The sequence below is a fragment of the Tenacibaculum geojense genome, assembly GCF_042676005.1.
Classification (GTDB): domain Bacteria; phylum Bacteroidota; class Bacteroidia; order Flavobacteriales; family Flavobacteriaceae; genus Polaribacter; species Polaribacter geojense.
Genome location: NZ_JBHTJR010000030.1, coordinates 103,585 through 117,042 on the forward strand (window position 1 = coordinate 103,585; position 13,458 = coordinate 117,042).

Genomic DNA, 13,458 nt, shown 5'->3' on the forward strand with positions numbered 1-13,458 from the left:
CTACAAAATTTCTAATGCTTTTTTAATGGTTGCATATATTTTATCTAGCTGTTGATTTGTGATAACGAAAGGAGCTAAAATGTAAATAGTATTTCCTAATGGTCGTAAGCATACACCATTTTGCATAAAAAAATTAAATAATTTATTTCTTAAGTTTCCATAACGTTCCATTTCTACATCTAAATCTAATGCAAAAATAACTCCTTGCTGTCGAGTAGTTTTTACTTTAGGATGAGATTTAATTTCGTTAGCAAACGTTTGGTGTTTTAATGTGATTTTTTTTATTTGTTGCTGAATAACTTCTGTTTGTAATAATTCGATTCCAGCTAGCGCAGCTGTACATGCAATAGGATTTGCTGAATATGTATGACCATGGAAAAAGCCTTTTGAAATATCATTACTTAAAAAAGCATCATAAACCTTTTGGGTGCAGCTTGTTATAGCCATTGGAACAAGTCCTGCAGTTAATGATTTAGATAAACAAATAATATCTGGTTTGTTTTGCAGGTAATCAGAAGCAAAATAACTTCCTGTTTTTCCAAAACCAGTCATAACTTCATCAGCAATAGTTAATACATTGTTTTCTTTAGCTAAAGAGATTAACTCATCTAACAAAGAAGGATCGTGCATTTGCATGGCTGCAGCTCCTTGTACAATTGGTTCAAAAATGAAAGAGGCAACTTTATTTTCTTGAATTAATTGCAAAAACTGTTTTTTTACTGATAAAATATTTTCTTTTGTTGGAACGGGAATTCTTGCAACATCAATAAAAAAATCTTCAAAAGGACCGTTGTATACAGATAACCCTGAAACAGACATTGCACCAAACGTGTCACCATGAAAACCACCTTCTAAAGCAATTACTTTTCCTCTTTTTTCACCTTGATTAAAATGATATTGAAGAGACATTTTTATGGCAATATCTACAGAAGTGGATCCGTTATCAGAGAAAAATAATTTTTCCTGATTATTAGGAAGTATTTTTATAAGTTCTTCAGAAAGTTTAATGGCAGGTTCATGAGTAAATCCAGCAAAAACAACATGATCTAATTGTTGCATTTGAGCACTAACTTTTTGAGTTATATATTCATTACAATGTCCGTACATGCATGTATACCAAGATGCTATTCCATCAATGTATTCATTACCGTTATCATCTATCAATATTGCATTTTTTGCTTTAGCAATTGCTAAATGCTCTGAGTGTAATTTATGTTGGGTTAACGGATGCCAAAGATGTTTTTTGTCTCTTTTGGTTAAACTCATAATAAATTTTTAAACTTTTCAGCGTATTCTTTAACTACATTCTCATCTATAAAAGGCTCTTCGTCTATTCTACCCAATACAGAAACATTTGTCATTTTTTCTATAATCGTTTCTGTAGTAGGATGCTCGTTACCACTAAATAAAACCATTACATCAAATCCTTTTTCTTGTAATAATTTAATGGTTAGTAAAGTATGATTAATACTTCCTAAATAATGACGAGAAACTACAATAACTTTATAGTTAGGTTGAATGATATCTAAAATGGTAGCTTTATTATTTAAAGGAACCAATAAGCCACCAGCACCTTCAACAACTAAATGGTTTTTTGTTGTGGGTTCTTTAATGTTTTGAATATCAATAGTAATCCCGTCAATTTCTGCAGCTGCATGTGGACTCATTGGGGTTTTGAGCGCATAAGAGTTTTTGTGAAATACAGAAGTTGGGTTACTAACTAATTTTTTAACTTTATCTGTGTCCGAATAATCTAAATCACCTGATTGGATAGGTTTCCAATAATCAGCCTGAAGCGCTTCTGTTATAATAGCAGCTGCCACAGTTTTTCCAACTTCGGTAGAAATACCTGTTATGAAATATTTTTTTTGTTCCATATTATATGAAGTAAAGCAAAAAAATTGCTTTTAAGTATTTTTAAAATTTAAGCTACTAATAGCTTTTTGAGTTTAGTGAGCAAAAATACTAAGGTTCTCTAAAACATTTGTAATTTCTTGTTCAGAATTATAGCTGTGTAAGCAAAAACGAAGACGTTCTTTTCCTGGAGAAACCGTTGGAGATAAAATTGGTTTTACATCAAAGTTTTTTTCGTGAAGTTTGTTGGCTACTTTCTTAGTTTTCTCGTTACCAGATATTATACAACAATGAATTGCTGAGTTGCTTTGTATAAATAAACTAGCTATATCTAAACGTTTAATTTCTTTGTTGAAAAAATGAATATTACTATGAAGTTTTTGTGTATTACTTTCGATGTAGTACAGATGTGTTTGTAATATAGTTGCAATGGAGTGTGGAGATAATCCAGTAGTGTAAATAAAACTTCTGGCAAAATTAATAAGGTATTTTATTAACGCTCCGCTCCCTAAAACTGCTGCTCCATGGCATCCAAAGGCTTTTCCGAAGGTTATAATTCTTGCAAACACAGTAGTTTCTAATTGTAATTTAGGAGTTAATCCATTTCCAAAAACACCTACGGCATGTGCTTCATCAATAATTAATAAGGCATTATGTTTTGTAGTAATATTACTTATCTCGATAAGGTTTGGAGAATCACCATCCATAGAAAAAACAGATTCTGTAACCACATATAAGGTTGTTTTTTTGGATGAAAACTTAAGTAACAATTCTTCTAAGTGCGCAATGTTGTTATGTTTGAATTTAAAAGCTTTTGCATTAGATAGCTGAATACCATCTCTAATAGAAGCATGCACAAATTCATCATATAAAATAATATCGTCTCGTTGCGGAACACATGAAAAAAATCCAATATTGGCATCGTAACCAGAGTTAAAGATTAAAGCGCTCTCAGTTTTGTAAAACGTTGCTAATAAACTTTCAGTTTCGGTATATAATTCATGATTACCTGTTAAAAGTCTTGAGCCAGTAGCTCCATTAATTTTTAAATTTCGATCTAATAAAAATTGATGTGTTTTAAAAAACAATTCTTCATTACTTGCATAACCTAAATAATCATTTGAAGAAAAATCTATCAAATTGTTTTTTTGATGTAGGCTTCTTAACGAAGTATTATCTATTCGTTTTTTTAATTTAGATTGAAGTTTTGAAGGTAAAAACATGTGGTAAAAATAAAAAAAGACTTACAATTATGTAAGTCTTTTTTGCTCCTCAACCTGGACTCGAACCAGGGACCCTCTGATTAACAGTCAGATGCTCTAACCAACTGAGCTATTGAGGAATGTTCATGTAGAACTAATATATTTAAATTGTAGAAATTATCGGCTTCTACGTTGCCTTTGCTCCTCCTCTTGGGCTCGAACCAAGGACCCTCTGATTAACAGTCAGATGCTCTAACCAACTGAGCTAAGGAGGAATTTAAACGTTCATCGTTTAAAATGCGAGTGCAAATTTAAGTAGTTTTTTTATTTCTGCAAATTTTTTTTGAAAAAAAAGTTGCTAAAAAAAGTGTTTAAAAGCTAAAACAATGATAATATTTTGTTTTTGTTAATTTTACATATAAAAACAAATGATATGTTTTAAATAAAACAAGGCAAAAAAATGCAAAAAAACAGCTAGATTTTATCAAAAGTTGTACTTTTGTGTTCATTATTCTTAATAAAGAAAAGTACTAAAAAATATATGGACAAGTTTTCGTTCTTAAATGCAGCGCATGCTGGTTTTATTGGTGATTTATACGAACAATACCAAAAAAGCCCAGATGCTGTAGAACCAAGCTGGAGAAGTTTTTTTCAAGGATATGACCTTGCTAATGAAAACTACTCTTTAACAGATGAAGAGGTAGAGGTAGCTATACCGGCAGAAGTTCGTAAAGAGTTTTTGGTAGTAGATCTTATTAATGGTTACAGAACCAGAGGTCACTTGTTTACCAAAACAAACCCAGTTCGTGAGCGTAGAAAATACACCCCAACCTTAGATATTGAAAACTTCGGCTTATCGAACAACGATTTATCAACTGTTTTTACTGCTGGTGAAATTTTAGGCATCGGTCCTAAACCGTTATCAGATATCATCAATCACTTAAAAGCTATTTATTGCGATAGTATTGGTGTTGAATATATGTACCTAAGAAATCCAGAAGAGATTAAATGGTGGCAAAATCGTTTAAATGAAAATGACAATCATCCCTCATACAGTTTAGATGATAAAAAATATATCTTATCTAAATTAAACCAAGCTTCTACTTTTGAAAGTTTTTTGCAAACTAAATACGTTGGTCAAAAACGATTTTCTGTAGAAGGAGGAGAAACTTTAATTCCTGGTTTAAGTATGGTTCTTAGAGAAGCAGCAGAATCCTATGGAGTTGAAGAATGTGTTTTAGGAATGGCGCACCGTGGCCGTCTAAATACATTAGTAAATATCTTTAAAAAACCAGTAAGAGATTTATTTAGCGAATTTGAAGGTAAAGATTTTGAAGATGAAACTATTGATGGTGATGTGAAATACCATTTAGGATTAACATTAAGTAAAGAGTATAAAGGTGGCCAAAAAATGAAAATGAATTTGGTGCCAAACCCTTCTCACTTAGAAACCGTTGATCCGTTAGTTGAAGGTATTACCAGAGCTAAGATTGATGAGGTATATGAAGGAGACGATTCTAAAATTTTACCAATTCTTGTACATGGAGACGCTGCGGTAGCAGGTCAAGGTGTAGTTTATGAAGTGGTTCAAATGGCTCAGTTAAATGGATACAAAACAGGAGGTACACTTCATGTTGTAGTTAATAACCAGGTTGGTTTTACAACTAATTATTTAGATGCTAGATCGAGTACCTACTGTACTGATATTGCTAAAGTAACTTTATGTCCGGTATTACATGTGAATGCTGATGATGCAGAAGCCGTATGCCATGCAATGGAATTAGCTGTAGAATACCGTATGAAGTTTAAGAAAGATATTTTTATAGATCTTTTAGGGTATAGAAAATATGGTCATAACGAAGGAGATGAGCCGCGTTTTACACAACCAAAATTATACAAGGCAATTGCTAAGCATAAAAATCCAAAAGATATTTATGCCGAAAAGTTAATTGCAGAAGGTAGTATTGATAAAACTTACTTAAATCAAATTACTACTGATTTTAAAGAAATGTTGGAAGCTGAGTTCCAAGAGTCAAAAAAGAAAGATACTTCTACTATTAGTGAATTTATGCCAGAAGTTTGGGATAAGTTTATTAGAAAACAGTTAGAAGACATGCTTCAGCCTGTAGATACTAAATATTCTGTAGAGGCTTTAAAAGATATTGCAAAAGTAATTTCATCTACACCAGAAGGTCACAAATTTGTAAGAAAAGCAGAGCGTATTTTACAAGGAAGATCTAAAATGGTTTTTGAAGACAATTCTCTTGATTGGGGAACTGCTGAGAACCTTGCGTATGGAACATTACTAGAAGAAGGATTTAATGTTCGTATTTCTGGAGAAGATGTAGAGCGTGGTACTTTCTCACATCGTCACGCTATTATGAGAGATGAAGAAACTCTTGAGCGTGTAAACTTACTTAACAAAAACCCAAAGACTAAAGGAGAGTTTACCATATACAATTCACATTTATCTGAATATGGAGTGTTAGGTTTTGACTATGGTTATGCTATGGCTTCACCAGATACTTTAACAATTTGGGAAGCTCAGTTTGGTGACTTTGCCAATGGAGCGCAAATTGTTTTTGATCAATATATTTCATCTGCAGAAGACAAGTGGAAACTACAAAACGGTTTGGTAATGTTGTTACCTCACGGATATGAAGGTCAAGGACCAGAACACTCATCTGCTAGAATTGAACGCTTCTTGCAATCGAGTGCTGTTGATAACTGGACAATTGCTAATTGTTCTACACCAGCAAATATGTATCATATCTTGCGACGTCAAATGAAACGTGATTTTAGAAAACCGTTAGTGGTATTTACTCCAAAAAGTTTGTTACGTCATCCTAAAGCTGTTAATACTATTGAAGATTTAGCAGAAGGTGGTTTCCAAGAAGTAATTGATGATACTATTGACAAATCAAAGGTTACTAAAATGGTGTTCTGTACTGGTAAATTCTATTACGATTTATTAGCAGAACGTGAGAATTTAGGTAGAGAAGACGTAGCTTTAGTTAGAATAGAACAATTATTTCCATTACACAATGATAAAATTAAAGCTGTAATGGATTCTTATCCAAATGTAGAACGATATGTTTGGGCTCAAGAAGAACCTAAAAACATGGGAGCTTGGGGTTATATGTTAGAGCGTTTTGAGTTAGCGAGATTAGAATGTGCTTCTGAAGCATACAGAGCTGCACCAGCTGCAGGGTCTAGTACACGTTTTAAACGCCGTCATCAAGCAATTATTGATAAGGTTTTTGATTAAAATTTGCGTTAGGGATTGAAGCTAGCTACCATGTAGCGCGAAAAGCCCGGCCCATAAGGGAACGCCCAACAAATAGAAAAAAGAATTATTTTAGACATAAAATTTAGAACTAATGATTTTAGAAATGAAAGTTCCTTCTCCGGGGGAATCAATCACGGAAGTAGAAATAGCAACTTGGTTAGTTGAAGATGGCGATTATGTAGAGAAAGATCAGCCAATTGCCGAGGTAGATTCTGACAAAGCAACTTTAGAGTTGCCTGCTGAAGAAAGCGGAATTATTACGCTTAAGGCAGAAGAAGGAGACGCAGTAGCGGTAGGAGCTGTAGTATGTTTAATTGATATGGATGCTAAAAAACCTGAAGGTTCTGAGGCTCCAAAAAAAGAAGAAACGAAACCAGCAGAAGATAAAAAAGAAGAACCAAAAGCTGAACCAGCTAAAGAAACTTATGCAACAGGAACTGCATCACCAGCAGCTAAAAAAGTTTTAGCAGAAAAAGGGATGAGTGCTTCTGATGTTAAAGGTACTGGTAAAGATGGAAGAGTAACAAAAGAAGATGCTGTTAAAGCAGTCCCTTCTATGGGAACTCCAGGAGCAGGATCTAGAGGTGTTGAGCGTAAAAAGTTATCAATGCTTAGAAGAAAAGTTGCTGAACGTTTGGTTTCTGTTAAAAATGAAACAGCAATGTTAACTACCTTTAATGAGGTTAACATGCAACCTATATTCGATTTAAGAAATGAATATAAAGAAGCATTTAAAGCTAAACACGGAGTTGGTTTAGGTTTTATGAGTTTCTTTACTTTAGCTTGTGTACGTGCTTTACAAATGTACCCAGCCGTTAACTCTATGATAGATGGTAAAGAAATGGTTTCTTTTGAATTTCAAGATATTTCAATTGCAGTATCAGGTCCTAAAGGTTTAATGGTACCTGTAATTAGAAATGCTGAAAATTTAACTTTTAGAGGGTTAGAAAGTGAAGTAAAACGCTTAGCTATTAGAGCACGTGAAGGGCAAATTACAGTTGATGAAATGACTGGAGGTACTTTTACGATTACTAATGGTGGAGTATTTGGTTCTATGTTATCTACTCCAATTATTAACCCACCACAAAGTGCTATTTTAGGAATGCATAATATTGTTAACAGACCAATGGCTGTTAACGGTGAGGTGGTAATTCAACCAATAATGTATGTAGCTTTATCATATGATCATAGAATTATTGATGGGAAAGAATCTGTAGGGTTTTTAGTTGCTGTTAAAGAGGCCTTAGAAAATCCTGTTGAATTATTAATGGATGGTAATCCAACAAAAGCTTTAGAAATGTAATAATTGCTTAAGCAATTATTTTAAAATAACTCTTTTTAAAAATCCCACACATTTTTATGTGTGGGATTTTTATTATATTTTTATAATGCTACCCAATTAAATATTACCTCATGCTCAAAAAACAAGTTCTATTATCTTTTTTTATTGTTTTTTGGATTGCTGATGTTTTAATGATTTATTTTAATAAACATAATTTATTACCTATTACTAGGTTTTTAAGTTTATCATCAATTGTATTATATGGGTATGTTGCTATAAAAAGAATAACTATCAGTTTTATTTTATTATGTGTTTTAATAGTTTCTACTGGTTTCTTATTCTCTTTGAATGCTTATACAATTAGTGGATTAATTTCTTTATGTTGTTTAAGGGCAATATGGAGTATTTTGTTACTATATCAACGTCCTAATAGAAAAGATTATAAAAGTATATTTATCATATTTGGAGTGTTAACATGTGCCATTAGTATTGTTTTGTATACGATGTATGTTTCTACTTTATTCTTTTACTTATCAATTTTCACAACAGTAAGTTTGATGTTTTTATTGGCTGTTTCTTTTGCTAATATTTTAGCAACAGGACCTAAATATGGTAACCTAGAAATGCTATTATCAGTTTTTATATTTGTAGTTTCAGATTCATTATCTGGAGCAAAAAAAATTGAAGGTACCACCACTTTTTATTTAATGTTAAGCGTACTACTATACAATTTAGCATATTATTTTTTGATGAAATCACTAATAAAACATGATAAACACTTAAAGCATTAATTATGGCAATAACATCAGATAAACATAATGAACGGATTGCTAAGATGACTTTTGCATCCGTATATCCACATTATATTACTAAAGTGGAAAAGAAAGGAAGAACAAAAGATGAATTACATGAAGTTATTTCGTGGTTAACTGGTTTTACAGTGGATGATTTAAATCAGTTAATTAATGATAAGGTTACATTTTCAGACTTTTTTAATAGAGCCAATTTACACCCTAATGCAAATTTAATTAAAGGTGTTATTTGTGGGTATAGAGTGGAAGAAATTGATAATAAACTAACCCAACAAGTTCGTTATTTGGATAAATTGGTTGATGAATTAGCTAAAGGTAAAAAAATGGATAAAATTTTAAGAAACTAAAATGAACATGAAAGTTTATGAAACTGAAAGGTTGTTTTTACGCTTTACTACAGTTGATGATGCTCCATTTATTTATAAACTATTAAATAGTCCAAAATGGATTCAGTTTATTGGTGACAGAAATATTAAGACCGTAAATGATGCTGTAAATTATATTAATAAAAGAATGCTTTCACAATTAGAAAAATTAGGGCACAGTAACTTTACAGTAATTCGTAAAAGTGATAATGTTAAAATTGGAAGTTGTGGATTATATGATAGAGAGGGAATAGATGGTTTAGATATTGGTTTTGCCTTTTTACCCGATTATGAAGGTAAAGGTTATGCTTTTGAAGCAGCTAATTTTATTAAAAATTTAGGTTTTAAAGAATTCAATGTAGATCAACTTAGTGCAATTACATTGGAAGAGAATATTTCTTCTCAAAAGTTATTAAAGAAGCTTGGTTTGACTTTTGAAAGATATATTAAAATACCAAACGATGATGAAGAGCTAATGCTATTTAAATTATAAAAAAAACCGACTGATTAATCAGTCGGTTTTGTAATTTATAAGTCAAATCCTATATTAACGCCCAATTTATCCGCAATTAATTTAGTAATTCGTTGTTTTACTTCTGGTATTTTTACACTTTCTAAAACTGTGTTCGCAAAAGCATACATTAATAAAGCATTTGCTTCTTTTTTAGGAATACCTCTTTGTTGCATATAAAATAATGCTTGATCATCTAGCTGACCAATGGTACAACCGTGTGAACATTTTACATCATCAGCAAATATTTCTAATTGTGGTTTAGCATTAATTGTTGCTTTATCACTTATCAAAATATTGTTATTTTGCTGATATGCATTTGTTTTTTGAGCTTCTTTTTCTACAACTACTTTACCATTAAATACTCCTGTAGATCTATCGTTATAAATACCTTTATAATCTTGATGGCTTTCACAATTAGGTTCAATATGATGTACTAAAGTATGATGATCTACATGTTGTTTTCCTTCAGTAATAGTTACTCCTTTTAAAACAGAGTTTATGTGCTCTCCTTTTTGGAAGAAATTTAAATTATTACGTGTAATATTTCCTCCAAATGAAAAAGTGTGTACAGAACAATAACTTTCTTTTTGTTGCTCTATATAGGTATTATCTACTAAAGATGCTGTAGCTACATCGTTTTGTATTTTGTAGTAATCAACATTAGCATGCGTGTCAACAAAAATCTCTGTTACAGCATTTGTTAAAACAGGATTACTTGTTAAGCTTTGATGACGTTCAATAATTTGAACATGTGCATTTCTTTCAGCTATAATTAAATTACGCGGCTGAACCATAGTTGCTGCTTCACTGCCAGTTGTAAAATTGATGATTTGTATTGGTTTTTCAACTTCTACATTTCTTGGTATATAAATATAAGCACCTTCGTTTGTAAACGCAGTGTTTAAAGAAGTCATATTATCTTGCTTCGCTATTTTGTTAAAATAGTTTTCGATAACAGCTTTGTATTTTGATTTTGTTAATGCTGACGATAACAAACAAATATCTTTCCCATCGTGTGTGGTATTTGATAAAAAAGAACTGTATTTACCATCAATAAACACAATGTTATATGTATCTATATCATGAATAAAATACTGTTTTACATCCGCTAATTCTACAGCTTTTTTAGCCTTAGGAAAAATACAATAGTCTTCTTTTAAAACAGCGTTTAAAGAAGTGTATTTCCAAGCTTCTAGTTTTTTTGTAGGAAAACCTAATTTCTCGAAGTTTTGAAGCGCTTTTGAACGAATGTCATGAACATCAGAATTGATGTTTTTACCGTTTTCAAAGGCAACGTATGATGATAGTAATTTATCTTTTAATTCCATTTTCTTAAGTTCTAAAGTTTATAAAGTTGTAATGTTTTTTGGTAAAAGTATATTGATCTTTAAACCATAACTTTCAAACTTTACTTAACTATTCACCTCTTCTTTAATCCAGTCGTACCCTTTTTCTTCTAATTCTAAAGCTAAAGATGCGTCACCTGTTTTTACAATCTTACCATCGTGTAAAACGTGTACATAATCTGGAATTATATAATCTAATAAACGTTGATAGTGCGTAATTACTATAACAGCGTTATCCTTAGATTTTAACTTGTTAACTCCGTTAGCTACAATACGTAAAGCATCAATATCTAATCCAGAGTCAGTTTCATCTAAAATAGCCAGTTTAGGCTCTAACATAGCCATTTGAAATATTTCATTACGCTTTTTCTCACCACCAGAAAACCCTTCGTTTAAAGAACGAGATAAAAACTTACGATCTATTTCTAATAATTCAGATTTTTCACGAATTTTTTGAAGCATTTCTTTAGCTGGCATTTCTTCTAAACCTTGTGCTTTTCTAGATTCGTTAATAGATGTTTTAACAAAGTTAGTTACTGTTACACCAGGTATTTCTACAGGATATTGAAATGATAAGAATACACCTTTATGTGCTCTTTCTTCAGGAGCTAATTCATTAATATCTTCACCTTCTAATTCGATAGTTCCAGAAGTAACTTCGTATTCTTCTTTACCAGCAATTACAGATGCCATGGTACTTTTACCTGCACCATTAGGTCCCATAATTGCATGTACTTCTCCTGCCTTAACTTCTAAATTCAATCCTTTTAAGATTGATTTTTCTTCTACTTCTGCGTGTAAGTTTTCTATTTTTAACATTGTTCTTATGCTATTGGCTTTAAGCTGTTGGCTATAAGCGTAAGTTTAATTTTTAATAATTGTTGAAATTTAACGGTATAGGTTAATTACCCTACACTACCTTCTAATGAAATTTCTAATAATTTTTGAGCTTCTACTGCAAATTCCATAGGTAGTTTATTTAATACTTCTTTACTAAAACCATTTACAATTAATGCAATAGCCTTTTCCGTATCAATACCTCTTTGGTTACAATAAAATAATTGATCTTCACCAATTTTACTAGTGGTAGCTTCATGCTCTATTTGAGCAGATTTGTTTTTAGCTTCTATGTATGGAAAAGTATGTGCTCCACACTCATTACCCATTAATAAACTATCACACTGAGAAAAATTACGTGCATTTTCTGCTCTAGGCCCAATTTGTACTAAACCACGGTAACTATTTTGAGATTTCCCTGCAGAGATACCTTTAGAAATGATTGTTGACTTAGTGTTTTTTCCTAAGTGAATCATTTTTGTTCCTGTGTCAGCTTGTTGAAAATTATTGGTTACAGCAATTGAATAAAATTCTCCAACAGAGTTATTACCTTTTAATACACAACTTGGATATTTCCAGGTTACTGCAGAACCTGTTTCAACTTGTGTCCACGAAATTTTAGCATTCGTTTCACATAACCCTCTTTTGGTTACAAAGTTGAAAACTCCACCTTTACCTTTAGCGTCTCCAGGGAACCAGTTTTGAACTGTAGAGTATTTAATTTCAGCATCATCCATTGCAATTAATTCAACAACGGCTGCGTGTAATTGATTTTCATCACGTTGTGGTGCTGTACACCCTTCTAAATAAGAAACGTAACTACTTTCATCAGCAATTACTAATGTTCTTTCAAATTGTCCAGTACCTCCTTCATTAATTCTAAAGTAAGTAGATAATTCCATAGGACATTTAACTCCTTTAGGAATGTAACAAAAAGATCCGTCAGAGAAAACCGCAGAGTTTAATGCTGCATAAAAGTTATCTGTTGGTGGCACAACTGAACCTATGTATTTTTTTACTAATTCAGGATGTTCTTGAATTGCTTCAGAAATTGGCATGAAAATAATTCCTTTTTCTGCCAATGTTTCTTTAAATGTTGTTGCTACAGATACAGAATCCATAACAATATCTACTGCAACATTTGCTAATCTTTTTTGCTCTTCTAAAGAAATTCCTAATTTTTCAAACGTTGCTAACATTTCAGGGTCAACTTCGTCTAAGCTATTTAATTTAGGTTTCTTTTTAGGTGCTGAATAGTAAGATATATTTTGGAAATTTGGCTTAGGATATGTTACGTTAGCCCATTCTGGCTCTTCCATTTCCTGCCAAATTTTAAAAGCTTCTAAACGCCATTCGGTCATCCATTCTGGTTCATTTTTCTTTTTAGAAATAGCTCTTACTATATCTTCATTTAAACCAATAGGAAATTTTTCACTTTCAATATCTGTGTAAAAACCATATTCATATTCTTTGGTTTTTAATTCCTCTCTTAAATCGTCTTCTGTATACTTACTCATGATTTTAAGTAATCAATTTATCTATTAAGGCTTGTTTTATAGAGAAAAACTTTCTCCACATCCGCATGTTCTGTTGGCGTTTGGATTGTTAAATACAAATCCTTTTCCGTTTAATCCGCCAGAATATTCTAAGGTAGTTCCTACTAAATACAAGAAACTTTTTTTGTCAACAACAATTTTTATTTGATTGTCTTCAAATATTTTATCGTTTTCTTCTTGGTTTTTGTCAAACTTTAAATCGTACGATAAACCAGAGCATCCGCCACTTTTAACTCCAACTCTAACATAGTCGGTAGTAGCATCAAATCCATCGTCAGTCATTAATTCTATGACTTTCTTTTTTGCTGTGTCTGAAACTTTTATCATAAAAATAGATTAAGTCTAAATTGGAGTGCAAATATACGATTAAAGAATCATTTAGCCATAGTTAGTTTAAATGA

At 31.6% G+C, this 13,458-nt stretch carries 12 protein-coding genes and 2 tRNA genes; 5 read left to right on the forward strand and 9 right to left on the reverse strand.

What is annotated here, in order from left to right:
* The 5 genes from bioA to ACFQ1U_RS05970 form a co-directional block, all read right to left on the reverse strand.
* Nucleotides 1-1,266 (reverse strand): adenosylmethionine--8-amino-7-oxononanoate transaminase, encoded by a 1,266-nt coding sequence (gene bioA / locus ACFQ1U_RS05950; RefSeq protein ID WP_386106328.1) that lies wholly within the window; start codon nucleotides 1,264-1,266, stop codon nucleotides 1-3.
* Nucleotides 1,263-1,877: a dethiobiotin synthase gene (bioD, locus tag ACFQ1U_RS05955; protein ID WP_386106330.1), complete on the reverse strand. Its 615-nt coding sequence runs from the start codon at nucleotides 1,875-1,877 to the stop codon at nucleotides 1,263-1,265. Before bioD ends, bioA begins: the two co-directional genes overlap by 4 nt.
* A gap of 72 nt (nucleotides 1,878-1,949) precedes the next feature.
* The gene (locus ACFQ1U_RS05960; protein WP_386106332.1) at nucleotides 1,950-3,077 is read right to left on the reverse strand and encodes an aminotransferase class I/II-fold pyridoxal phosphate-dependent enzyme; all 1,128 of its coding nucleotides are present in this window, start codon (nucleotides 3,075-3,077) and stop codon (nucleotides 1,950-1,952) included.
* Between the two features lie 45 nt (nucleotides 3,078-3,122).
* A tRNA-Asn gene (locus tag ACFQ1U_RS05965) sits at nucleotides 3,123-3,196 on the reverse strand.
* A 61-nt stretch (nucleotides 3,197-3,257) separates the two neighbouring features.
* Nucleotides 3,258-3,331: transfer RNA gene (locus ACFQ1U_RS05970), tRNA-Asn, on the reverse strand.
* A 242-nt stretch (nucleotides 3,332-3,573) separates the two neighbouring features.
* Here ACFQ1U_RS05970 and ACFQ1U_RS05975 point away from each other — a divergent pair.
* From ACFQ1U_RS05975 to ACFQ1U_RS05995, 5 genes are all read left to right on the forward strand, one after another.
* Entirely contained in the window at nucleotides 3,574-6,324 is a 2,751-nt protein-coding gene (locus ACFQ1U_RS05975; protein WP_386106396.1) for a 2-oxoglutarate dehydrogenase E1 component, read from the forward strand.
* A 112-nt stretch (nucleotides 6,325-6,436) separates the two neighbouring features.
* The gene (gene odhB, locus ACFQ1U_RS05980; RefSeq protein WP_386106334.1) at nucleotides 6,437-7,648 is read left to right on the forward strand and encodes a 2-oxoglutarate dehydrogenase complex dihydrolipoyllysine-residue succinyltransferase; all 1,212 of its coding nucleotides are present in this window, start codon (nucleotides 6,437-6,439) and stop codon (nucleotides 7,646-7,648) included.
* Between the two features lie 110 nt (nucleotides 7,649-7,758).
* Nucleotides 7,759-8,418, forward strand: coding sequence for a hypothetical protein (locus ACFQ1U_RS05985; protein WP_386106336.1), 660 nt, complete (start codon nucleotides 7,759-7,761; stop codon nucleotides 8,416-8,418).
* A 2-nt stretch (nucleotides 8,419-8,420) separates the two neighbouring features.
* Nucleotides 8,421-8,786 (forward strand): DUF2200 domain-containing protein, encoded by a 366-nt coding sequence (locus ACFQ1U_RS05990; RefSeq protein ID WP_386106338.1) that lies wholly within the window; start codon nucleotides 8,421-8,423, stop codon nucleotides 8,784-8,786.
* Between the two features lies 1 nt (nucleotide 8,787).
* A complete protein-coding gene (locus ACFQ1U_RS05995; protein WP_386106340.1) occupies nucleotides 8,788-9,297 on the forward strand; it encodes a GNAT family N-acetyltransferase in 510 nt (169 codons plus the stop codon).
* A gap of 35 nt (nucleotides 9,298-9,332) precedes the next feature.
* Here ACFQ1U_RS05995 and sufD read toward each other — a convergent pair whose 3' ends face one another.
* The 4 genes from sufD to ACFQ1U_RS06015 all read right to left on the reverse strand — a co-directional run bounded on the left by sufD (nucleotide 9,333) and on the right by ACFQ1U_RS06015 (nucleotide 13,384).
* Nucleotides 9,333-10,646, reverse strand: coding sequence for a Fe-S cluster assembly protein SufD (gene sufD, locus ACFQ1U_RS06000; protein WP_386106342.1), 1,314 nt, complete (start codon nucleotides 10,644-10,646; stop codon nucleotides 9,333-9,335).
* An 84-nt stretch (nucleotides 10,647-10,730) separates the two neighbouring features.
* On the reverse strand, nucleotides 10,731-11,483 hold the full coding sequence (sufC, locus tag ACFQ1U_RS06005) for a Fe-S cluster assembly ATPase SufC (RefSeq protein ID WP_386106344.1): 753 nt from the start codon (nucleotides 11,481-11,483) through the stop codon (nucleotides 10,731-10,733).
* Nucleotides 11,484-11,569: 86 nt separating this feature from the next.
* Entirely contained in the window at nucleotides 11,570-13,018 is a 1,449-nt protein-coding gene (gene sufB, locus ACFQ1U_RS06010) for a Fe-S cluster assembly protein SufB (protein WP_386106346.1), read from the reverse strand.
* 36 nt (nucleotides 13,019-13,054) lie between these two features.
* Nucleotides 13,055-13,384 (reverse strand): HesB/IscA family protein, encoded by a 330-nt coding sequence (locus ACFQ1U_RS06015; RefSeq protein ID WP_386106348.1) that lies wholly within the window; start codon nucleotides 13,382-13,384, stop codon nucleotides 13,055-13,057.
* Between the last annotated feature and the right edge of the window lie 74 nt (nucleotides 13,385-13,458).

Bases quoted from the DNA above. Each gene is read 5' to 3' on its own strand.
- bioA (WP_386106328.1), bottom strand. From the start codon at position 1,266: ATGAGTTTAACCAAAAGAGACAAAAAACATCTTTGGCATCCGTTAACC.
- bioD (WP_386106330.1), bottom strand. From the start codon at position 1,877: ATGGAACAAAAAAAATATTTCATAACAGGTATTTCTACCGAAGTTGGA.
- ACFQ1U_RS05960 (WP_386106332.1), bottom strand. From the start codon at position 3,077: ATGTTTTTACCTTCAAAACTTCAATCTAAATTAAAAAAACGAATAGAT.
- odhB (WP_386106334.1), top strand. From the start codon at position 6,437: ATGATTTTAGAAATGAAAGTTCCTTCTCCGGGGGAATCAATCACGGAA.
- ACFQ1U_RS05985 (WP_386106336.1), top strand. From the start codon at position 7,759: ATGCTCAAAAAACAAGTTCTATTATCTTTTTTTATTGTTTTTTGGATT.
- ACFQ1U_RS05990 (WP_386106338.1), top strand. From the start codon at position 8,421: ATGGCAATAACATCAGATAAACATAATGAACGGATTGCTAAGATGACT.
- ACFQ1U_RS05995 (WP_386106340.1), top strand. From the start codon at position 8,788: ATGAACATGAAAGTTTATGAAACTGAAAGGTTGTTTTTACGCTTTACT.
- sufD (WP_386106342.1), bottom strand. From the start codon at position 10,646: ATGGAATTAAAAGATAAATTACTATCATCATACGTTGCCTTTGAAAAC.
- sufC (WP_386106344.1), bottom strand. From the start codon at position 11,483: ATGTTAAAAATAGAAAACTTACACGCAGAAGTAGAAGAAAAATCAATC.
- sufB (WP_386106346.1), bottom strand. From the start codon at position 13,018: ATGAGTAAGTATACAGAAGACGATTTAAGAGAGGAATTAAAAACCAAA.
- ACFQ1U_RS06015 (WP_386106348.1), bottom strand. From the start codon at position 13,384: ATGATAAAAGTTTCAGACACAGCAAAAAAGAAAGTCATAGAATTAATG.